19 protein-coding genes and 4 pseudogenes are annotated in these 20899 nt (G+C 44.0%); 6 read left to right on the top strand and 17 right to left on the bottom strand.

The genetic code is table 11. The features are described 5' to 3' along the window. Positions 1 to 7: 7 nt before the first annotated feature. The gene (gene nhoA, locus EFER_RS07465; RefSeq protein ID WP_000187888.1) at positions 8 to 853 is read right to left on the bottom strand and encodes an N-hydroxyarylamine O-acetyltransferase; all 846 of its coding nucleotides are present in this window, start codon (positions 851 to 853) and stop codon (positions 8 to 10) included. Between the two features lie 174 nt (positions 854 to 1027). On the opposite strand from nhoA (EFER_RS07465), the gene EFER_RS07460 reads away from it, so the two are divergent. Continuing rightward, entirely contained in the window at positions 1028 to 1597 is a 570-nt protein-coding gene (locus EFER_RS07460; RefSeq protein ID WP_000085919.1) for a flavin reductase family protein, read from the top strand. A gap of 4 nt (positions 1598 to 1601) precedes the next feature. On the opposite strand, the gene pptA is transcribed toward EFER_RS07460, so the two are convergent. Both pptA and EFER_RS07450 read right to left on the bottom strand, forming a co-directional pair. Next, positions 1602 to 1829: a tautomerase PptA gene (pptA, locus tag EFER_RS07455; RefSeq protein ID WP_001120155.1), complete on the bottom strand. Its 228-nt coding sequence runs from the start codon at positions 1827 to 1829 to the stop codon at positions 1602 to 1604. Between the two features lie 62 nt (positions 1830 to 1891). Beyond that, entirely contained in the window at positions 1892 to 2896 is a 1005-nt protein-coding gene (locus EFER_RS07450) for a LacI family DNA-binding transcriptional regulator (protein ID WP_032242946.1), read from the bottom strand. Between the two features lie 297 nt (positions 2897 to 3193). Between EFER_RS07450 and EFER_RS07440 the strand changes: the two genes are divergently transcribed. Continuing rightward, positions 3194 to 4390 carry an L-talarate/galactarate dehydratase gene (locus EFER_RS07440; protein ID WP_000058772.1) on the top strand — a complete coding sequence of 399 codons (1197 nt, stop codon included), beginning with the start codon at positions 3194 to 3196 and terminating at the stop codon, positions 4388 to 4390. 319 nt (positions 4391 to 4709) lie between these two features. After that, positions 4710 to 5603, top strand: coding sequence for a PhzF family isomerase (locus EFER_RS07435; protein WP_000804308.1), 894 nt, complete (start codon positions 4710 to 4712; stop codon positions 5601 to 5603). A gap of 95 nt (positions 5604 to 5698) precedes the next feature. On the opposite strand, the pseudogene nhoA (EFER_RS07430) reads toward EFER_RS07435, so the two are convergent. Then, positions 5699 to 6544: pseudogene (nhoA, locus tag EFER_RS07430) on the bottom strand (N-hydroxyarylamine O-acetyltransferase). 174 nt (positions 6545 to 6718) lie between these two features. On the opposite strand from nhoA (EFER_RS07430), the gene EFER_RS07425 reads away from it, so the two are divergent. Next, positions 6719 to 7288 (top strand): flavin reductase family protein, encoded by a 570-nt coding sequence (locus EFER_RS07425; protein WP_000085924.1) that lies wholly within the window; start codon positions 6719 to 6721, stop codon positions 7286 to 7288. 160 nt (positions 7289 to 7448) lie between these two features. On the opposite strand, the gene EFER_RS07420 is transcribed toward EFER_RS07425, so the two are convergent. The 11 genes and pseudogenes from EFER_RS07420 to EFER_RS07370 all read right to left on the bottom strand — a co-directional run bounded on the left by EFER_RS07420 (position 7449) and on the right by EFER_RS07370 (position 14802). Further along, on the bottom strand, positions 7449 to 8033 hold the full coding sequence (locus tag EFER_RS07420; protein ID WP_000056164.1) for an SUKH-4 family immunity protein: 585 nt from the start codon (positions 8031 to 8033) through the stop codon (positions 7449 to 7451). A gap of 67 nt (positions 8034 to 8100) precedes the next feature. Beyond that, positions 8101 to 9237: pseudogene (locus tag EFER_RS07415) on the bottom strand (ISAs1 family transposase). Between the two features lie 126 nt (positions 9238 to 9363). Continuing rightward, the gene (locus EFER_RS07405; protein ID WP_000020702.1) at positions 9364 to 9705 is read right to left on the bottom strand and encodes a hypothetical protein; all 342 of its coding nucleotides are present in this window, start codon (positions 9703 to 9705) and stop codon (positions 9364 to 9366) included. A gap of 105 nt (positions 9706 to 9810) precedes the next feature. Then, positions 9811 to 10293, bottom strand: coding sequence for a hypothetical protein (locus tag EFER_RS07400; protein WP_001038880.1), 483 nt, complete (start codon positions 10291 to 10293; stop codon positions 9811 to 9813). A gap of 63 nt (positions 10294 to 10356) precedes the next feature. After that, positions 10357 to 10449 (bottom strand): annotated as a pseudogene (locus tag EFER_RS24820) (hypothetical protein); the annotation flags it as partial. Between the two features lie 144 nt (positions 10450 to 10593). Further along, a complete protein-coding gene (locus EFER_RS07395) occupies positions 10594 to 10950 on the bottom strand; it encodes a hypothetical protein (protein ID WP_000750349.1) in 357 nt (118 codons plus the stop codon). Positions 10951 to 11062: 112 nt separating this feature from the next. Then, a pseudogene (locus EFER_RS07390) lies at positions 11063 to 12198 on the bottom strand (ISAs1 family transposase). Positions 12199 to 12402: 204 nt separating this feature from the next. Then, positions 12403 to 12792 (bottom strand): hypothetical protein, encoded by a 390-nt coding sequence (locus EFER_RS07385; protein WP_000850035.1) that lies wholly within the window; start codon positions 12790 to 12792, stop codon positions 12403 to 12405. A gap of 135 nt (positions 12793 to 12927) precedes the next feature. Beyond that, positions 12928 to 13215 carry a hypothetical protein gene (locus tag EFER_RS24420; RefSeq protein WP_000813321.1) on the bottom strand — a complete coding sequence of 96 codons (288 nt, stop codon included), beginning with the start codon at positions 13213 to 13215 and terminating at the stop codon, positions 12928 to 12930. 77 nt (positions 13216 to 13292) lie between these two features. Next, positions 13293 to 13619 (bottom strand): hypothetical protein, encoded by a 327-nt coding sequence (locus tag EFER_RS07375; protein WP_000542653.1) that lies wholly within the window; start codon positions 13617 to 13619, stop codon positions 13293 to 13295. A gap of 565 nt (positions 13620 to 14184) precedes the next feature. Beyond that, positions 14185 to 14802 (bottom strand): glutathione S-transferase family protein, encoded by a 618-nt coding sequence (locus EFER_RS07370; RefSeq protein ID WP_015953385.1) that lies wholly within the window; start codon positions 14800 to 14802, stop codon positions 14185 to 14187. A 281-nt stretch (positions 14803 to 15083) separates the two neighbouring features. On the opposite strand from EFER_RS07370, the gene ansP reads away from it, so the two are divergent. Further along, complete coding sequence (gene ansP, locus EFER_RS07365) at positions 15084 to 16583, top strand: L-asparagine permease (RefSeq protein WP_001256481.1); 1500 nt, start codon at positions 15084 to 15086, stop codon at positions 16581 to 16583. A 114-nt stretch (positions 16584 to 16697) separates the two neighbouring features. Here the strand turns inward: ansP and yncE are convergent, their stop codons facing one another. Beyond that, positions 16698 to 17759, bottom strand: a complete 1062-nt coding sequence (gene yncE / locus EFER_RS07360; protein WP_000550671.1) for a 7-bladed beta-propeller protein YncE — start codon at positions 17757 to 17759, stop codon at positions 16698 to 16700. Positions 17760 to 18000: 241 nt separating this feature from the next. Here yncE and pqqU point away from each other — a divergent pair, with 241 nt between their 5' ends. After that, positions 18001 to 20103, top strand: coding sequence for a TonB-dependent receptor PqqU (pqqU, locus tag EFER_RS07355; protein WP_000689334.1), 2103 nt, complete (start codon positions 18001 to 18003; stop codon positions 20101 to 20103). Positions 20104 to 20138: 35 nt separating this feature from the next. On the opposite strand, the gene mcbR is transcribed toward pqqU, so the two are convergent. Continuing rightward, entirely contained in the window at positions 20139 to 20804 is a 666-nt protein-coding gene (gene mcbR / locus EFER_RS07350) for a colanic acid/biofilm transcriptional regulator McbR (protein WP_001119570.1), read from the bottom strand. Positions 20805 to 20899 lie beyond the last annotated feature (95 nt).

Below are 20899 nucleotides of genomic sequence, written 5' to 3'. Positions count from 1 at the left end.
GCTAAAACTATTTTCCCGCTTCCGGGTGCGTATCAAACGCTGCCATCACCAGTGCCAGTTCATCTACGGTGAATCCATGTTTTGCGTCATCCACACCCAATCCAAATTGTTCCTGCATCACAGCATACAGCGACGTCACATCTGGCAAATTCCGCTGCTCCACCGCATGACCATTTTCATAATGCGTAAAATGAAAATTGGTCAGAGTCAGCTTGCCACCGTCTGGTAAATGGCGGCACATCAGCAAATGATGACGAAAATGCGACTGCGGCCAGTGTGCCGACCAAAAATTACCCTTCACATAATCGCTTTGTTGTTGCTCACAAAGATCAAAACGGTACATCGACTGCCAGTGCTGATGATGATTAAACTGCAAAATCCAGTCATTACCGTCCTGTAACAGGCGATATTCTCCGTGCGGCGTGGTCTGCGCGAGATCAGGAACTAAACGGATCGGAGCTGTCAGCGTCTGCCCGCCAAACCCCACATCGGCAATCCACTGCTTGCCTTCCAGTTCTACTAACAGTAACCGATGGGTTCGTGGCGGTAACACGGGAGGATTTGATAACACCACGCGGCCTAACAGACTGCGAACATTAAATCCCAGCTCGCGCAACACTCGTTCAAACACACCATTCTGCTCAAAGCAGTAACCACCCCGCCGTGCTGTCACCAGTTTTTCTTCCAGCGATTGATCATCAAGCAGCATTTCTCTCGGCAACAAAACGTCGATGTTCTCAAACGGGATGGTGCAAATGTGCTTAAGGTGTAACGCACGCAATGTGTCGATATTTACCGCAGCAGCTCCCGACCAATTAATGCGGGCAAAGTAATGATTCAGAATGGGCGTCATAAGGCGTTCCTGTCAGTTGTATTCTCAACTTATAACCTGGATTAGACGCGACACCGGCTATTTTGTGCGTTCGCGGACGTCCATCACGTTAGCAAATCGCCGATCCCGTTAATTTCGTTGCTTATTGCGATACGAGCTACCCTTTTAAAAACCCCTTTATAGCGAGGCGATACCGTGAGTCGATTCATCCCTGTCGAATTACACCATGCCAGCCGTCTGTTAAATCACGGCCCTACTATTCTGATCACTAGTTTCGATGAGCAATCCCAGCGGCGTAATATTATGGCAGCAGCCTGGTCGATGCCTGTAGAGTTCGAACCACCGCGAGTGGCCATTGTGGTGGATAAATCGACATGGACCAGAGAGTTGATTGAGCGTAACGGTAAGTTTGGCATTGTTGTTCCTGCTGTTGCAGCGACTAACTGGACGTGGGCGGTGGGAAGTGTATCGGGGCGTGAAGAAGATAAATTTAATTGCTATGGCATTCCGGTAGTGAAAGGTCCGGTGCTTGGTTTGCCACTTGTTGAAGAGAAATGTCTGGCGTGGATGGAGTGTCGCTTGCTTCCTGCGACTTCTGCTCAAGAAAAGTACGACACTCTCTTTGGCGAAGTTGTATCAGCAGCGGCAGACGCACGGGTATTTGTCGAAGGCCGCTGGCAGTTTGATGACGATAAACTCAATACATTACATCACTTAGGTGCTGGCACGTTTGTTACCAGCGGGAAGCGAGTCACCGCTGGCTAATTTTTCACATACTGTAACCAGGCTTCTTAATCAAGGTATCCATCTGAGGAGCAATTTCTGCGTCCCAGATGGACTTCCACGATTCCGGTGGAATTTGTTGCAGTGCAACACTCACTGAGCTTTCTTTACTGCCCAAATGGCGAATGATGACGTCGGTAATATCTGCTGCCAGTGCTGCTTGTTGTTGAGAGTCCAGTTCACGCGGAAAACATTTGATATCGATATGCGGCATTGTTTTGCTCCTTTTGAAAGTATTAGCAAAGCTAGCACAGTCTGCGACTGGCATTTGTTTGTTTATGCGGAGTCGCGCTCAATAAGATGAAAACCAAGATCAATAATTGATGCGTCGCGTTCAATGTTTTCTATACGATCAGCAAGCAGTGCAGCGGCTCGTTGCCCCATCCCGCTTCTGTCGACACTCACTGTCGTAATGGAAGGCCGATTACTGGCGGCAAAATCGAGATCGCCAAAGCCCATTACTGCGATATCTTTTGGCACACGCATACCCTGACTTTCGGCTTGCATTATCGCGCCCTGAGCCAGGGTATCAGAGCTGCAGACAATGACATCAAATTCAGCCATGGCAAATAGCTCAGCAAGACCACTACGTCCGAGCGACAACGACGCAGGCAGCGGAACATTGACTTGCGCCAGGTGAGTAACACCATGACGAAAAAATATGTCACACAGACCCTGTTTACGCTGAGCCGCCCGGCGATCATCAGTCCATAACAAACCAGGGCGACGATAACCTTTTTTAATTAAATATTCGCCTGTCGCCTGCCCCACTTTTTCATGAGAGAAACCAACTAACATATCAAGTGGCGTTGGCGTTAAATCCCAGATTTCTATCACCGGAATTGCTGCATTCAGGATGATTTTTTTCAGTTCATGAGTATGGTGAATGCCCGTTAATACTACCCCGTCAGGACGGCGGGAAAGCAGTGTCGCAACCAGTTCGGCTTCTGTTTCTTCGCTATAACCTGTCACGCAGAGCAAAATATGATAGCCACGAATCGCCAACTCATCACTTAACGCCTGGATTGTATCAACAAACATACTGTTGTTGATTTGCGGTACTACTACGGCAATAAGTTTACTGCGCCGTGACGCCAGCCCTCCCGCCAGCGCATTGGGGATATACCCGGTTGCGCGTACCGCTTGCATAACTTTTTCCAGTGTTGCCGGGCGCACCAGTTGTGGTGTGTTCAGTGCCCGACTCACCGTCATTGACGATAATCCTGCATTACGGGCAACATCATCCAGCGTCGGCGCTCGTGGCGATTTTGGTATTTTCACAACAGAAGCCTCTGATTTATTTTGAATTTTATTCTGCATTGCTGCTCAAACTAAACTCCAGTCCCAACGGATACTTTGTCCAGATAATCATAGCGGATAGTTGATGAATGTTATCGCTATCATGAAAAATTGTGCATTTCCCCAGAATCACCTGGATCGTGATGCATTAAACAAAATAACTGATTATTCGGTCTTAAGTTGTGAGCTATTGTTCAATTATAACTCTTTCAACTGGAATGGTTATTTCATAGAGATTACTAATGTTAGCGCAAACATAATTGATAAATGGAGATAATCATGTCCTTAAGTGCCAATTCTGAAGCGGTCAGTTACGCCAAAGTTGCAAACGGCAAAACTGCTGCAGAAACCGGTGATCGTATTGAGTGGGTAAAATTGTCACTGGCTTTTTTGCCGTTAGCTACGCCTGTCAGCGACGCCAAAGTCTTAACAGGCAGACAAAAGCCATTAACGGAAGTGGCGATTATCATTGCGGAAATTCGATCTCGTGATGGTTTTGAAGGAGTAGGCTTCAGCTATTCAAAACGCGCTGGTGGCCAGGGGATTTATGCACATGCAAAGGAGATTGCCGATAATCTGCTTGGGGAAGATCCGAATGATATCGACAAGATTTATAGCAAATTGCTGTGGGCTGGAGCCTCTGTTGGACGCAGTGGAATGGCTGTACAGGCCATCTCCCCTATTGATATCGCCTTGTGGGATATGAAAGCTAAAAGAGCCGGGTTGCCATTAGCAAAATTACTGGGTTCACATCGGGATTCAGTGCAGTGCTACAACACATCCGGTGGTTTTCTGCATACTCCGCTCGATCAGGTATTAAAAAATGTTGTTATCTCGCGTGAAAACGGAATTGGCGGTATCAAATTAAAAGTTGGACAGCCTGACTGTGCGGAAGATATTCGTCGACTTACTGCGGTACGTGAAGCACTGGGGGATGATTTCCCGCTAATGGTAGATGCCAATCAACAATGGGATCGGGAAACAGCTATCAGGATGGGGCGAAAAATGGAACACTTTAATCTCATCTGGATTGAAGAGCCGCTGGATGCCTATGACATAGAGGGGCACGCACAGCTAGCAGCTGCGCTGGATACCCCTATAGCAACCGGAGAGATGCTGACCAGTTTCCGCGAGCATGAGCAATTGATTCTTGGAAATGCCAGCGATTTTGTGCAGCCAGATGCTCCACGCGTGGGCGGTATCTCACCATTTTTAAAAATCATGGATCTGGCGGCGAAACATGGTCGCAAACTGGCACCGCATTTTGCAATGGAGGTTCATTTGCATCTTGCTGCAGCTTACCCACTGGAACCGTGGCTGGAACATTTTGAATGGTTAAATCCGCTATTTAACGAACAACTGGAACTGCGCGATGGACGGATGTGGGTTTCTGAACGTCATGGTTTAGGTTTTACGCTGAGTGAACAGGCACGTCGTTGGACACAGTTAAGCTGTGAATTCGGGAAACAGCCGTAAACAGGCAATAAATACTGAATTACAGTTCTACCCTGCTGATACCAGTGAAATGCTTAATTATTTTCAAAATACTGTTCCGGGAATACATCCGGAGCAGCATTTTGCCCACAATATGCTTCATCTTTCAGTGATTACTACGGGATAACGATTTTAGTTTTCGGATATCATTTAAAGCGCTTTCAATCGATTTTTGAATGCTTTCAAGTTCAGATATATTGAAATTATAGCTTTAAGCACCGTCTATTTTATTGTCAGTACTGATTTTTGAATTATTAATAAAGAATTGAATGTCAATATTATAAGCCACAGGAGAACGTTAATGAAACCGCAGATTTATCACGTCGATGCTTTTACCTCTCAACCGTTTCGCGGCAATTCTGCCGGTGTTGTTTTTCCCGCCGATAATCTTAGCGAAGCGCAAATGCAGCTTATCGCCCGCGAACTAGGTCATTCGGAAACCGCTTTTCTGCTGCGCAGCGACGACAGCGATGTACACGTTCGTTACTTTACGCCAACGGTTGAAGTGCCAATTTGCGGTCACGCGACGGTGGCTGCGCACTATGTACGTTCAAAGGTATTAGGTTTGGGAAATTGCACGGTCTGGCAAACGTCGCTAGCAGGAAAACATCGTGTGACTATCGAAAAGCAAAATGATGATTATCGTATTTCGCTGGAACAAGGTACGCCAGGCTTTGAGCCACCGCTGGAAGGTGAAACACGTGCGGCGATTCTCAACGCATTGCATCTTACCGAAGACAATATTCTGCCGGGTTTGCCGATCCAGGTGGCAACCACAGGACACTCAAAAGTGATGATCCCGTTGAAACCAGAAGTGGATATCGACGCCCTTTCGCCTGACCTTGCTGCGCTGACCGCTATTAGTAAACAAATTGGCTGCAATGGTTTTTTCCCGTTCCAGATCCGCCCTGGCAAAAATGAAACCGATGGTCGTATGTTCTCACCAGCGATAGGTATTGTAGAAGATCCGGTGACCGGGAATGCCAATGGACCGATGGGCGCATGGTTAGTACATCACAACGTATTACCCCACGATGGCAACGTGTTGCGTGTTAAAGGCCATCAGGGGCGCGCATTGGGGCGTGATGGTGTAATTGATGTGACGGTGACAATTCGAGATAACCAACCGGAGAAAGTCACCATTTCTGGCACAGCGATGATTCTTTTCCATGCCGAATGGGAAATTGAACTCTGAAACCTTTACCTGATGCGCTTCGCTTATCAGGCCTACAACCGGACTAATGTAGGCCTGATAAGGCGTTTACGCCGCATCCGGCCCCGTGGCGCAAACTATTTCCCCGCCTCCGGATGCGTATCAAACGCCGCCATCACCAACGCCAGTTCATCGACGGTAAAGCCATGCTTTGCGTCATCTACGCCCAGACCAAACTTTTCCTGCATCACGGCATATAACGACGCCACATCTGGTAGATTTCGCTGCTCCACTGCGTGCCCATTTTCATAGTGGGTAAAATGAAAATTGGTCAGTGTCAGTTTGCCACCGTCCGGCAAATGGCGGCACATCAGCAAATGATGGCGAAAATGCGACTGCGGCCAGTGCGCCGAACAGAAATTCCCCATCACATAATCACTTTGTTGTTGTTCACAGAGATCAAAACGGTACATCGACTGCCAGTGCTGATGATGATTAAACTGTAACACCCAATCATCACCCTCCTGCAACAACCGATACTCTCCGTGTGGCGTGGTCTGCACGAGATCGGGAAATAAACGAATCGACGCGGTAAGCGTCTGCCCACCAAAACCGACATCAGCAATCCAGCGTTCTCCTTCCAGTTCGACTAACAGCAAGCGATGGGTACGTGGCGGTAACACTGGAGGATTTGATAACACCACACGCCCTAACAAGCTACGAACGTTAAACCCCAGCTCCCGCAACACCCGCTCAAACACGCAATTCTGCTCAAAACAGTAGCCGCCACGACGGGCTGTCACCAGTTTCTCTTCCAGCGATTGATCATCAAGCTGTATTTCCCTCGGCAGCAAAACGTCGAGGTTTTCATACGGAATGGTGCAATTGTGTTTCAGGTGTAATGCGCGCAGCGTTTAGATATTGACCGCAGCCGCTCCCGACCAGTTAATACGGGTAAAGTAGTGATTCAGAATGGGTGTCATCAGGCGTTTCCGTTTGTGGTTTTCTCAATTTATAACCTGGAATAGACGCCGCACCGGCTATTTTGTGTGATCGCGGATATGCCTCACGTTCGCAAATCGCCAATCCCGTTAATTTCGTTACTTATTGCGTTACGAGCTACGCTTTTAAAACAACCTTCTTAGCGAGGCGATACCGTGAGCCGATTTATCCCCGTCGAATTACACCATGCCAGCCGTCTGTTAAATCATGGCCCAACTATTTTGATAACAACTTTTGATGAAAAATCACAGCGACGTAATGTGATGGCTGCGGCCTGGTCGATGCCGGTAGAGTTTGAACCGCCACGTGTGGCGATTGTGGTAGATAAATCGACATGGACCAGGGAGTTGATTGAGCGTAACGGTAAATTTGGCATTGTTGTCCCAGGTGTTGCAGCGACTAACTGGACGTGGGCGGTGGGAAGTGTCTCGGGTCGTGAAGAAGATAAATTTAATTGCTACGGCATTCCAGTAGTGAAAGGCCCGGTGCTTGGTTTGCCACTTGTTGAAGAGAAATGTCTGGCGTGGATGGAGTGTCGATTGCTACCAGCGACTTCCGCGCAAGAAAAATACGACACGCTGTTTGGCGAGGTGGTATCAGCAGCGGCAGACGCACGGGTATTTGTCGAAGGCCGCTGGCAGTTTGATGATGATAAACTCAATACACTACATCATTTAGGTGCTGGCACGTTTGTTACCAGCGGCAAACGAGTCACCACTGGCTAAATGTTTGCCGTAGTTATCATGGATGGCAGACAGCAAATAAGTGCCTGTCAGAGAAAAAATCTGCGTCTGCTGTGTGCGGCGGTCGGGAGTTGACTGTGCCGTTAAAAATGCCGTCCTGCGGAATTCATAAGCAATTCCATTACTATAAGTAAATTAATTATCATTCATTAGTCATGTTTGATTTTAACATCATATCTTTGTAAAAATTAATTTGGGTGTCATTCGTAGGGAAAAAACCATCACGTAGCATGTAGGATCTGACATGCCAAAACATGTCCTCGGCCATCGATAAAGGATCACATTCAGTGAAATAATTGTCCAGGATATCGAATATTTTCTCATCATCAGAGTCACATTGATTTTCATAGTTTAATATTTTAGCTTGTTCAAGCACCATAAAAATAAATATATTATTAAAGCTTATGAAATGATTTATATTTGTATTGCAAAAAATCAATGAATAAGAACATTGATCGTTCTTACCGTTACTTATGTGATAGATTTTTCTGCTTTTTTCCTCAATTGCAAAATGTCCTTCTAGATCGTGACCAAAGACAATGTATCTTTTGCTATTTGCAGTGAAATAATACAAAGTATTGTGATAAAATGTTAAGGCATAATTATCATATGGTTGTATAAGGTAAACCTTATCTCTTATTTCTTTTAATAAGTTTGATTTTGAATCAGATTTGTTAATTTCACAAAATTTTTCATTTATCTTAACGTCAAATGGATTTAATGACATAATTATCTTCCTTTTAATTTATCAAGAGCAGCCTGTAAAAGTGAACACCCCATATTACAGGGAAAGATTACGAAAGCCCGCTCCCCGCAAGGACTGACGCCAGGTCGTTTCTGTCCAAGGCTGCTTTTCGCATCTTACGTCTTAATCCTGCCTTGAATACTTTATCTTTCGTCAAAATATTAATAGCGATGTGCCGTATCCCTGAAAATAATTCTGCGGCGTTTCCTCTTCGTATTTTACAGTCGTCTTCATTCATTACCACGTCCAGACACCAGTGCAGCTTATTCTCCACGTGCCAGTGATTTCGGATCGCTGTGGCGAACTTTTCTGCGGTTAAATCAGCAGAACTGATATAATATCTGACCGTCATTTCTGGCTCTTTCTTTTGTTCTGCTATTATTGACCGAAAGGAGAATTCCACGCATAATTTCTTCAGTCCTTTCCATTCAAACGTGAAATCAATAAGTTCATCAGGGACATCGCAAACAATATGAAGACGGATTTCTTCTCTGCCGTGACTCTTTTCACTCATTGCGTAACTGTCATGCTCTGGATTATTTAATTCTTTCAGTGGAAATTTGTCCTCAAAGGCTTTATTAAACCACCCCTGATTTCCTTTTACAGAGAATAAATAATCATCTCCCTGTTTTTGTATCTTCTCTGTAATATCTCTCTGGCAACTCATCGCATCAGTTGTGATGATTTTTCCTTTTATATCCAACATGTTAAGAAGTTCAGGGATAGCTGTGATCTCATTGGATTTCTCATTCGTCTTGATCTATCCGATGACCAGACTGTGCATTGTTGAGAACGCACTAATGACATTAATCGCTCCCTTACGGCGACTCTTGTCATAAGAATGCCGGAGTGTTTTTCCATCAATTGCGATGACGTCCTTATCATCTGAAGAATGGCAGTCACGCATCCAGTGAATAAAGCACTCGTGAAATTTTGCAGGGCTGATACAGGATACAACTCTGCCAATGGCATCGTGAACAGGAATACCATTTTCAAAAGCACCCTATTGCTTCAAAAAATCGAGATGTGTTTTCCCAAAATCCTCTATATTTTCCCATCCTTCTGCACCAGAAGTAACGGCACAAATAGCCAACAGTAGAATATCCGACAATTTATTTTCCACTTTCCAGGCTTGTCTGTAATCGGGGATACCAGAAATATGTTCCATCAATTTTTTAAGGACCATTTTGTTCTCCTTAATTATGTAAGGAGTATTTGATCATGTATAAGCAATAAAAAACAGCTTCAGGTAATGAGGAATATCTCAATTTTTAAACATAAAATGCGAATTGTTTAGTACAAAAAAGCAGCGTTACGTGATCTTTCCCTGACCATCACCCAACTCCTTCCTCAGTAGGTCAACCAGTTCTGGCGTATCCAGAACTGAAAATGTTTTATCCATAACCCTAATTGAAAAACAAGATTTAGTATTCATCATCCCAAACTCTTCTGCAATCAACAATGTAGATTCTGAATTATATTTCTCAACACGTTCATCGATCGCATTAATATCTTGATGAGAAAGAACTCCTTCTGGTTCAAATATATGATACACATCATTAAATATATAACTATACTTTTGCATAAGGCAATCTAACTTAGCTCTTAAATCACCAAGATCCATTGCACTATAACATCTAATATCTATTGACATTTTTCATCTTTTTTCACTCCAGATCCATAACCACTTTCAACTGCGAATTAGCTCCCTCATACTACAACCATCTGTCTATTCTCATTTTTCTTATTATTTTTTAAATCAATCATTCAGTTGGTAGCTATTAATAAACTCATCGTATGTTTCATGCAAACCATAAAACTTTGCATCAGAATCATTTTTCATAATTTTATATTGACTTCTCAGTTTTTTAAATAATCCGTCGGGAACAGGGTTTGGTGCAGTTTCATTTTTTGCGCAGCAAAAATAAAAAAAGGCTGTCTTTAACTCCTTAACAGATAGCCTCTCTGAGTTATTCATTAAATAATCAAATGCATCCCGCCAATCATCAGATAAAAGTAAAAAATCTAAAGCAGCGCCTTTAATTACGCCATCAACTGATGTCAATGTATACAAAATTTTCTTACAGAAAGACAGACAACATGTTTTATCCTGTACTAATAACTCTCCCAAATACTCTAATGCATCAGCATCGTCGTCTACCGAGTTAGGATCTATATAACCATTTTCTAGCAAGCTATTTAATCCACTAACTAATTTATTTACAACAATATTTTTGTTCATTTGAATCCCTTTGCAATTATTGTTGACAGCCTCTTAGCACCATCAAGCATGTCCAGGGCAAGATTACGAAACCCCGCAGCCCGCAAGGACTGTAGCCAGATAGCCTCTGTCCATCGCCGCTTTTCTCATCTTGCGCCGTAGTCCTGCTTTGAATACTATAAGCAATAAAAAACAGCTTCAGGTAATGAGGAATATCTCAATTTTTAAACATAAAATGCGAATTAATTAGTACAAAAAAGCAGCGTTACGTGATCTTTCCCTGGTATAAAAAGCAGTGTCAAGTGATCTTTTCCCTACGTACTAATCACTCTCTTCAATACACTCTTCACTAATGAGGAATAGTTTATCAAAATCATTTAAAATATTCTTCATGGTTTTATATCTACTCAATTTATCTGCATTCTTCCCATTAACAATAGACACTTTTATTAATGTTTTGAATTTTTTATTTTCTTCATCTAACCATTCATCAATTATAGGGATATAATTATCTGTTATCATCAACTTATCTGCGTAAATTCCAGAGTATGAATAATACACGCCAAAATAAGAACTATCATATTCAGAGCAACTTACATCCCATTTATCATCAAGTAATTTATTTATTTCTTCTTTAGTAATTTCGCCACCGTATTTAAGAAAATATGATTTCTTCATTTATAAACCACCTCATTTTTCTGGGATTCTAATACTTTTTTCTTTAGCTTTGACTGCCGCTGGAATTGCAAAAAATATTTAATTAAACAATCGACCACCTGACAGGGAAAGATTACGAAAGCCCGCTCCCCGCAAGGACCGACGCCAGATACTTTCTGTCCATGGCTGCTTTTCGCATCTTACGTCTTAACCCTGCCTTGAATACCTTATCATTCGTCAAAATATTAATAGCGATGTGCCGTATCCCTGAAAATAATTCTGCTGCATTTCCTCTTCTTATTTTGCATCGTCTTCATTCATTACCATGTCCAGACGCCAGTGCAGCTTATTCTCCACGTGCCAGTGATTTCGGAACGCTGTGGCGAACTTTTCTGCGGTTAAATCAGCAGAACTGATATAATATCTGACCGTCATTTCTGGCTCTTTCTTTTGTTCTGCTATTATTGACCGAAAGGAGACTGCCACGCATAATTTCTTCAGACCTTTCCATTCAAACGTGAAATCAATAAGTTCATCAGGGACATCGCAAACAATGTGAAGACGGATTTCTTCTCTGCCGTGACTCTTTTCACTAATTGCGTAACTGTCATGCTCTGGATTATTTAATTCTTTCAGCGGAAATTTTTCCTCGAAGGTTTTATTTAGCCGCCCCTGGTTTCCTTTTACCGCGAATAAATAATCACCTCCCTGTTTTTGTATCTTCTCTGCAATATCTTTCTGGCAACCCATAGCATCAGTTGTGATGATTTTTCCTTTAATATCCAGCATGTTAAGAAGTTCTGGGATAGCTGTAATCTCATTGGATTTCTCATCCGTCCTGATCTGTCCGATGACCAGACTGTGCATTGTTGAGAACGCACTAATGACATGAATCGCTCCCCTGCGGCGACTCTTGTCATAAGAGTGCCGGAGCGTTTTTCCATCAATTGCAATGACGCCTTTATCATCTGAAGAATGGCAGTCACGCATCCAGCTAATAAAGCACTCGTGAAATTTTGCAGGACTGATACAGGATACAACTCTGGCAATGGTATCGTGAACAGGAATACCATTTTCAAAATCACCATATTGCTTCAAAAAATCGAGATGTGTTTCCCCAAAATCCTCTATATCTTCCCAACCTTCTGCACCCGAAATAACGGCGCAAATAGTCAACAGTAGAATATCCGATAATTTATGTTCCACTTTCCAGGCTTGTCTGTAATCGGGGATAATAGAAATATGTTCCATCAATTTTTTAAGTTCCATTTTGTTCTCCTTAATTATGTAAGGAGTATTTGATCATGTATAAGCAATAAAAAACAGCTTCAGGTAATGAGGAATATCTCAATTTTTAAACATAAAATGCGAATTGTTTAGTACAAAAAAGCAGCGTTACGTGATCTTTCCCTGGGAATAAAAGAAAGTTCACTATAGTTATTAATGATATTTACTTCTTCATTGATATTTTACCTATTTAGAAAAACATATGCTCGCTTCCTCCGTGATAGAGATAACATAATCAGGTATTATTTCAAATACAGGAGTAATTAAGTATGGTCTGGAGTAACCATTATTAAAATCCACACTATCAACTAAAAAACTAATAATGCTATCTTTGTCAGAAACAATCAATGATTCTCGGTAATAAGTTTTTTTACCTTTATTTCTCACAATATTCAGTGCAATGTAGAATCTATCGTCTATCATAATGTCAGAAAGATTTTTAACATGATCTACCCAAGTGATGCTTCGACATTGCTCTTTTTTATTGAGCATTGCAAAAAAAATATCTTCTTTCACTTTCTCAGTTGGTAACTGACTTAAAGGTTTTATACCAGTAAATATAAATTTAGTTTTCATATTGGCTAATTCGTTTGAAGAGTTGCTACTTTATTCAATCCAGTAAGCTAGTCGCTCTCCAGAACTTAGATTTTCCCTTTTGTAATAAAATACCGTATCGAAATTAAGTGAAATGTTTGCCGCTATAATTTTGAACTATAATATTGACTCGGAATAAAACTCGAGAATAATATCAGCATCATTATCATCGTCGTTAATTATTTTTAGTTTCATAAAATCATCAAGAGGATCACAAGTCCAGTGCGTATCACCACTCATGTAAGATGGTGCATTTATTATTATTTCAAGATTATGAAAGTAAGAAAGATCACTACTGCCAACGATAATTAATCGCCCATTACTATAGAGATAAATTTCAAAATCTATCCAACAGTTATTTCTGTAATTACGCCTAATTTCGTCCATTACATTTTGTTGTTTCATTTTGGATTCTTGTAAAAGATAATTACTACGCATTGACTAAGTGAAATATTATCTTCTATAGATCGTATCTGTAAAATTTAAAATGTGTTAACTTCACTTCTTAACAATACAAATTCCTCCAGGCTTAATATTTTATTTTTTAACTCATCATGCCTGATCGTATCATTGATATAGAGAAGATAAGTATACTCAGGATAATCGACCTCATCCACTACGCCATCCAAAACATCATAATTTTCTTTTAGAAGAAAATGTTCATGTCTTTTGTCTCCGGACAATAAATAGATTCCGCCATAATAAAGGCTTTCTTTCTCTTTAAATGTGATTTTTATTACATCTTCTAACATCTTCTGCGCATCATATATTTCCACCCCAGAATATCCATACAAGTCATAATAACCCATTCCCATTTCACCTGTTTGAATTTGTATTCATTCACCCTCACGGGATTTACCAATTACATTCAGCAGTGGCATTAAATGTAATGTAACAAAACTATCACATTTTTCCTGAATTATCATTTGGATATAATGTTTTGTGTCATTGCTACCATATTCAGCCATATAGAATATTACTGCGTCCATTATATCTCTTTCATAGTTTTCTAATGCATCAACAAATACATCAACCAAAGTATTAACGTCTTTACTTGATGGATGCTCTGAAAGATTATTTTCATTTGTGAGAATCTGAATCGTACCATTACGATTCTCTTAGAAATATCATTTAATACGCTACCGCCCTACCCTGATAACATGATCTGCACTGCGTTATCATATCGACATGTTTCTCTATATGCGAAGAGATGTTTTATTTTCGGATTAAATTAAATTGATATTTAATATAAAATACAGAATCACATCAACGACATAAATAGTTGTAACAACTTTAATTACCATTCATAGCAAACAAATGGACGTCCAGTTAACTTTGCCGGTGATTTATTAACATTAATCTCCGGCATTGTTGTTAAATAATGGCATTCCTTTTTAGTACTTCTTGTAACTTTGGTATCTGACATACAGCATCAGCAATCGCACTGATATTCGTGGCATTATCCTGAAACCATTCATGCCCAGGCCCCCATGTGCGCATTGTGCAAAGATAACAGTCCACCAGCGTTAGTTGCTCACCAAACGCATAAGGTTCAGCGGTCAGTTGTGAATTCAGCCAGATATAAAGCGATTTGCGATATTCAATAACATTCTTCTTTAACTGTTCAGGTGCGGCAGATGCCCAACGCTCAGGGTAATCGCCGAAAGTGAATGTTGGATAGACATTAGCAACCAGCCAGACCAATAGCCGTTGAAACTGCTGACGTTCGGCACGCCCAACTGGTGGCGCAAGATCCGGGCTGCGGTCGAGCACCATTAGCGCAATAGCCGCGCTTTCGGTCATAATCTCTCCATTTTCCAGCGCCAGTGTCGGAACCTGACATAGCGGATTGAGCGTTTGCAATAGCTCACGCGCAATACCTTCACTGTCAAAACCGCTGACATCAACAAACTTATAGGGAATATCTGCCAGCGTAAGCATGAGTTCGCTGATTGTAGAACCCCATCCCGGCACACCATACATCTTTAACATAGCGCCTCCAAAACGCCTAAAAGCTTAAGTGTAGAACACCCATTTCACACTGCATTGAGGGGCCAGAAGCTCCTTTCTGACTCTTTTATCACCACACGCCTTAATTACCACCTAATTTATATGGTTATTTTTTGCATCGTTTCCCGAATGCAGGTAGGATTCTGCGCCGACAGACATATACCCATAAAGAATAACGGTTAGCGCTGTCATAGTTACCGTGAATAAATAATGTATTTATGGTAACGAGAAACGTTAATTCATGAAGATCATCAGGGAGCGCAATGAGATCACATAACAACGACGTAACTGATCAACACGCCGCGAAACGCCGCTGGCTTAATGCCCACGAAGAGGGGTATCACAAAGCGATGGGCAATCGGCAGGTACAGATGATCGCCATCGGCGGCGCGATTGGCACCGGCTTGTTTTTAGGTGCAGGAGCCCGACTGCAAATGGCGGGTCCTGCGCTGGCACTGGTTTATTTAATATGTGGCTTGTTTTCGTTTTTTATTCTGCGGGCATTGGGTGAGCTGGTGTTACATCGCCCTTCCAGTGGCAGCTTTGTTTCTTATGCCCGAGAGTTTTTAGGAGAGAAAGCCGCTTACGTTGCAGGCTGGATGTACTTCATTAACTGGGCGATGACCGGGATTGTCGATATCACCGCCGTCGCACTGTATATGCATTACTGGGGCGCATTTGGTGGTGTACCGCAGTGGGTATTTGCGCTCGCTGCGCTAACCATCGTTGGCACCATGAATATGATTGGTGTGAAATGGTTTGCGGAGATGGAGTTCTGGTTTGCGCTTATTAAAGTGCTCGCCATCGTGACCTTTTTGGTCGTGGGTACAGTGTTCCTCGGTAGCGGTCAGCCGCTGGATGGCAACACCACTGGCTTTCATTTAATTACCGATAATGGCGGCTTCTTCCCCCACGGTTTACTGCCTGCGCTGGTGTTGATTCAGGGCGTAGTGTTTGCTTTTGCCTCTATTGAAATGGTTGGAACAGCTGCCGGAGAATGTAAAGATCCGCAGACCATGGTGCCTAAAGCGATTAACAGCGTGATTTGGCGTATTGGCCTGTTTTACGTCGGCTCCGTGGTGTTGCTGGTTATGTTATTGCCGTGGAGCGCGTATCAGGCTGGGCAAAGTCCGTTTGTGACGTTCTTTTCCAAACTGGGCGTGCCGTACATCGGCAGCATTATGAACATTGTGGTGCTGACCGCTGCGCTCTCCAGCCTGAACTCAGGTCTGTACTGCACCGGACGTATTCTGCGCTCAATGGCGATGGGCGGTTCCGCACCGAGTTTTATGGCGAAAATGAGCCGTCAGCATGTGCCGTATGCCGGGATCCTGGCGACGCTGGTCGTTTATGTTGTTGGCGTATTCCTTAACTATCTGGTGCCGTCTCGCGTATTTGAGATTGTCCTGAACTTCGCGTCGCTGGGAATCATCGCTTCATGGGCGTTTATCATCGTGTGCCAGATGCGCCTGCGTAAAGCAATTAAAGAAGGCAAAGCAGCGGATGTCAGTTTTAAACTGCCTGGCGCGCCCTTCACTTCCTGGCTGACATTACTGTTTTTACTGAGTGTCCTGGTGCTGATGGCGTTCGATTACCCGAACGGGACTTACACCATCGCGGCGCTGCCGATTATCGGTATTCTGCTGGTTATAGGCTGGTTTGGTGTGCGCAAACGCGTTGCTGAAATTCACAGCACTGCGCCAGTCGTCGAGGAAGATGAAGAAAAACAGGAAATTGTGTTTAAGCCTGAAACGGCGAGCTAATTGCAAAATTGCCCGGCTACGTGCCGGGCAAATTTAGATTACTGACGAAGGTGTGCCGCATGCGGCGTGATAAAAGTCAGGCAAGTCTCTCCGTTTTCACCCTCGCCATATCTATTACAACGCAATACGAATCACATCGTCCGGCTGAGTAGCTTCCTGCTGTTTAGTAGATTTTTGTTTCACACTGACATACAGCGTTTTGCCATCGGCAGACAGCGCCAGGCTGTTCGGATGAGTCGGGGTATCGAACGTTTTCACCACTTTATAGCTTTTCGCGTCAATCACACTGACTTTACCTGCCTGACGATGCGTTACGTAGGCTTCATTACGCGCTGGGTTAAACAGCACAGCCAGTGATTCCGGTGCCGCAACCTTCGCCAGAATATTGCCATTACGGGTATCGACCACTAACACTTCTGCGGCTTTAGAATCGGTGATAAATGCACGCTGCCTGGCGGTATCAAGGCTGATGTTGATAAAGAAGTGATCTTTGCCGTCATCCAGCAGCTTTTTACGGCTGAGGATTTTATTGTCGGCAGTGTCGATGGTAATCAATTCGCCGTCAGCGTTAGTGGTGTAAAGACGTTTGCCTTTGCTATCCAGCGCCAGACCGGTACTCATTTTACCGGTGTTCTGGATGGCGGTTTTCAGTTTGATGTTCTCGCCATCAACGACCCAAATCACGCTCTCTTTACCAATACCACTGATGTAAACGGTGTTCGTGGCATCGTCTGCGACCAGTTCACGCGGTTGCAGCGGGCGCACTTCTTCCGTGCGCTTACGATCATCCAGCACCAGACGACCTTTCACCTCGCCCGTTTTGGCATCTATCGCCGTGACCGCACTGTTTACGGTGTTACCAAACCACAACGTCTGAGTCGTGTTATTGATGGTGGCACCAAACGGCTTGAGATCGTTATGGATCGCCTGCGTCACTTCCAGAGTGACCGGATCAAGACGATAAACCACGCCACCTTTATCCAGTTTGCGGCTTTGCGAAGTGGCGAGCCACAGCGCGTTTTCTTGCTGGCTATAAGCCATTTCGTAGGCACCTTTACCTACCGCTTTACGCAGCATTTCTTCTGCGGCCTGCGTACTGAATGATGAAGCAACAAGCAATGAACCTAACAGTAATGAACCACGCAGGCGCGATGAAAACAGATGACGTAAATGCATGACGACTCCCTTTGATGAACCGATATTTTTGCTGCTTCACAATGCTTCGCTAAGCGTAATCATCGTTACGCTCTTGTTATAAATGGGAATGGTAATCATTATTTTCTCAAATGTGGAGCATTTCTTGCCGTTACGACTACAATTTTCTCAATTACTTAACGTATTGTGCCGTTTCATTTTCCATAAATTTACAATTTCATTACCATGACGGCGTTTTCCCATTCTTAACCTGGCTTTTTTCATGAAGATTTTTTCCGTCCGACAGACCGTTTTGCCCGCACTGCTTGTCCTTTCCCCCGTTGTTTTTGCCGCTGATGAACAGACTATGATTGTCAGTGCCGCACCGCAGGTGGTTTCAGAACTGGATACCCCAGCAGCAGTAAGCGTGGTGGATGGCGAGGAGATGCGCCTGGCAACACCGCGCATTAACTTGTCCGAATCACTGACCGGCGTGCCTGGTTTGCAGGTACAAAACCGGCAGAACTATGCGCAAGATTTACAGCTGTCGATTCGCGGATTTGGCTCCCGCTCCACTTACGGTATTCGCGGTATTCGCCTGTATGTGGACGGTATTCCCGCCACCATGCCCGACGGGCAAGGGCAAACATCCAACATCGATTTAAGCAGTGTGCAAAATGTGGAAGTGCTGCGTGGCCCCTTCTCTGCCCTGTATGGCAACGCGTCTGGCGGTGTAATGAATGTCACCACCCAGACCGGACAACAGCCACCAACCATTGAAGCCAGTAGTTACTACGGCAGTTTTGGCAGCTGGCGCTATGGGCTGAAAGCAACGGGCGCAACGGGAGACGGCACACAGCCCGGTGATGTCGATTACACCGTCTCAACCACGCGTTTTACGACCCACGGCTATCGTGATCATAGTGGCGCACAGAAAAATTTAGCCAATGCCAAACTGGGCGTTCGCATTGATGACGCCAGCAAATTAAGCCTGATTTTCAATAGTGTGGATATCAAAGCAGATGACCCAGGTGGATTAACCGAAGCAGAATGGAAGGCGAATCCGCAACAAGCGCCACGCGCTGAACAGTACGACACGCGAAAAACCATCAAGCAAACTCAGGCTGGGTTGCGTTATGAGCGTAGCCTGAGCGCGAAAGATGATATGAGTGTGATGATGTATGCCGGAGAACGAGAAACGACCCAGTACCAGTCAATCCCAATGGCCCCGCAACTTAACCCATCGCATGCGGGCGGTGTGATTACTCTACAACGCCATTATCAGGGGATAGACAGCCGCTGGACACACCGTGGCGAACTGGGTGTTCCGGTCACGTTCACTACCGGCCTGAACTACGAAAACATGAGTGAAAACCGTAAAGGCTACAACAACTTCCGCCTGAACAGCGGTGTGCCGGAGTACGGGCAAAAAGGTGAGTTGCGCCGCGACGAACGCAATCTGATGTGGAACGTCGATCCTTATTTACAAACGCAGTGGCAGCTGAGCGAAAAACTGTCGCTGGATGCTGGCGTGCGCTACAGCTCCGTATGGTTTGATTCCAACGATCATTACATTACTCCGGGTAACGGCGATGACAGTGGTGATGCCAGTTATCACAAATGGCTACCAGCCGGATCGTTAAAATATGCAATGACCGATGCCTGGAATATCTATCTGGCAGCCGGGCGTGGTTTTGAAACGCCGACGATTAATGAGCTGTCTTATCGTGCTGACGGTCAAAGCGGTATGAACTTTGGTTTAAAACCATCCACCAACGATACAATTGAGATCGGCAGTAAAACGCGTATTGGTGATGGGCTGCTTAGTCTCGCATTGTTCCAGACCGACACCGATGATGAAATTGTTGTCGATAGCAGTAGCGGTGGACGTACGACTTATAAAAATGCCGGAAAGACCCGTCGTCAAGGTGCTGAGCTGGCATGGGATCAACGTTTCGCGGGAGATTTTCGCATAAAAGCGTCCTGGACCTGGCTTGATGCGACCTATCGCAGCAATGTTTGCAATGATCAAGATTGTAACGGTAACCGGATGCCGGGGATCGCCCGTAATATGGGCTTTGCGTCGATAGGTTATGTACCGGAAGATGGCTGGTATGCAGGCACGGAAGCGCGTTATATGGGCGATATTATGGCCGATGATGAAAATACGGCCAAAGCGCCTTCTTATACACTCGTCGGCTTATTCACGGGGTATAAATACAATTACCACAATTTAACTGTGGATTTATTTGGTCGCATCGATAATTTATTCGATAAAGAATACGTTGGTTCTGTCATTGTCAATGAGTCGAACGGGCGATATTACGAACCTGCGCCCGGGCGAAATTATGGTATCGGCGTGAATGTTGCGTGGCGATTTGAGTGATTATCTTGATGCCCGGTATTTGCCGGGCATTTAATTTAACGATTATATTGCTGGTATAACATAGCAACGTTTTGTTGCATAATTTCAGCAAGACAATGTTTGCATCCCTCTTTGTCTTTTACTTTTAACGCGGCGAGTAGTTCATGATAGCTTTCTATACGTTCACGTAATTCCGCTGGGTTAATCGCTTCATAAAGATAATGTAAACCAGGCCCCATCCTGATCCACAGTTGCTCAATCATTTCACACAGGATGGGCATATTTGAGCGATGATAAACCGCTAAGCGAAATAGTCTGTTCGCATTAATGATTTTTTCCATGTCGCCCTTTTCTTGCGCCTGCTGTAATTTCTCGAGCAATTCCTGAAGTTCTGCCAGGTCTTGCGGGGTGAGGTTTTCAACAGCCAGAGCAACTGCCATTAATTCCAGTTCGTAGCGGATCCGATTGATTTCGTCTAATTGACGTTTCCCCACTTCCGGTACTGTAAATGCTTGCGCTGGTGCGACAGAGAGCGCATTCACCGAAACCAGACGTAATAATGCTTCACGCACGGGTGTAATACTCATACCTAATTGCTCCGCCAGATTTTTAGTAATCAGGCGTGCGCCAGGTTTTAGTGCGCCAATACTAAGCTGATGTTTCAGGTCGTTCTCAACCTTCATAGTTAAACTGATATGCGGTATTTTTTCCGTTCCAGGCATGTTATTTCCTTCAGGTGTTTTCGTTCCAACTCTGCCAGCACAGCAGAAGTCGTTTACCTGGCGTATGAAGCTGAATAATCATTATCCACTCACCT

The sequence above is a fragment of the Escherichia fergusonii ATCC 35469 genome (assembly GCF_000026225.1).
GTDB classification, from domain to species: domain Bacteria; phylum Pseudomonadota; class Gammaproteobacteria; order Enterobacterales; family Enterobacteriaceae; genus Escherichia; species Escherichia fergusonii.
Note: the sequence above shows the minus strand (reverse complement) of the source record. Positions and strands in the feature narration are given on the sequence as shown.

Excerpts from the sequence above, each read along its gene's own strand:
- nhoA (WP_000187888.1), bottom strand. The coding sequence starts at position 853 with ATGACGCCCATTCTGAATCATTACTTTGCCCGCATTAATTGGTCGGGA.
- pptA (WP_001120155.1), bottom strand. The coding sequence starts at position 1,829 with ATGCCGCATATCGATATCAAATGTTTTCCGCGTGAACTGGACTCTCAA.
- EFER_RS07440 (WP_000058772.1), top strand. The coding sequence starts at position 3,194 with ATGTCCTTAAGTGCCAATTCTGAAGCGGTCAGTTACGCCAAAGTTGCA.
- EFER_RS07435 (WP_000804308.1), top strand. The coding sequence starts at position 4,710 with ATGAAACCGCAGATTTATCACGTCGATGCTTTTACCTCTCAACCGTTT.
- EFER_RS07420 (WP_000056164.1), bottom strand. The coding sequence starts at position 8,033 with ATGTCATTAAATCCATTTGACGTTAAGATAAATGAAAAATTTTGTGAA.
- EFER_RS07405 (WP_000020702.1), bottom strand. The coding sequence starts at position 9,705 with ATGTCAATAGATATTAGATGTTATAGTGCAATGGATCTTGGTGATTTA.
- EFER_RS07400 (WP_001038880.1), bottom strand. The coding sequence starts at position 10,293 with ATGAACAAAAATATTGTTGTAAATAAATTAGTTAGTGGATTAAATAGC.
- EFER_RS07395 (WP_000750349.1), bottom strand. The coding sequence starts at position 10,950 with ATGAAGAAATCATATTTTCTTAAATACGGTGGCGAAATTACTAAAGAA.
- EFER_RS07385 (WP_000850035.1), bottom strand. The coding sequence starts at position 12,792 with ATGAAAACTAAATTTATATTTACTGGTATAAAACCTTTAAGTCAGTTA.
- EFER_RS24420 (WP_000813321.1), bottom strand. The coding sequence starts at position 13,215 with ATGAAACAACAAAATGTAATGGACGAAATTAGGCGTAATTACAGAAAT.
- EFER_RS07375 (WP_000542653.1), bottom strand. The coding sequence starts at position 13,619 with ATGGGTTATTATGACTTGTATGGATATTCTGGGGTGGAAATATATGAT.
- EFER_RS07370 (WP_015953385.1), bottom strand. The coding sequence starts at position 14,802 with ATGTTAAAGATGTATGGTGTGCCGGGATGGGGTTCTACAATCAGCGAA.
- ansP (WP_001256481.1), top strand. The coding sequence starts at position 15,084 with ATGAGATCACATAACAACGACGTAACTGATCAACACGCCGCGAAACGC.
- yncE (WP_000550671.1), bottom strand. The coding sequence starts at position 17,759 with ATGCATTTACGTCATCTGTTTTCATCGCGCCTGCGTGGTTCATTACTG.
- pqqU (WP_000689334.1), top strand. The coding sequence starts at position 18,001 with ATGAAGATTTTTTCCGTCCGACAGACCGTTTTGCCCGCACTGCTTGTC.
- mcbR (WP_001119570.1), bottom strand. The coding sequence starts at position 20,804 with ATGCCTGGAACGGAAAAAATACCGCATATCAGTTTAACTATGAAGGTT.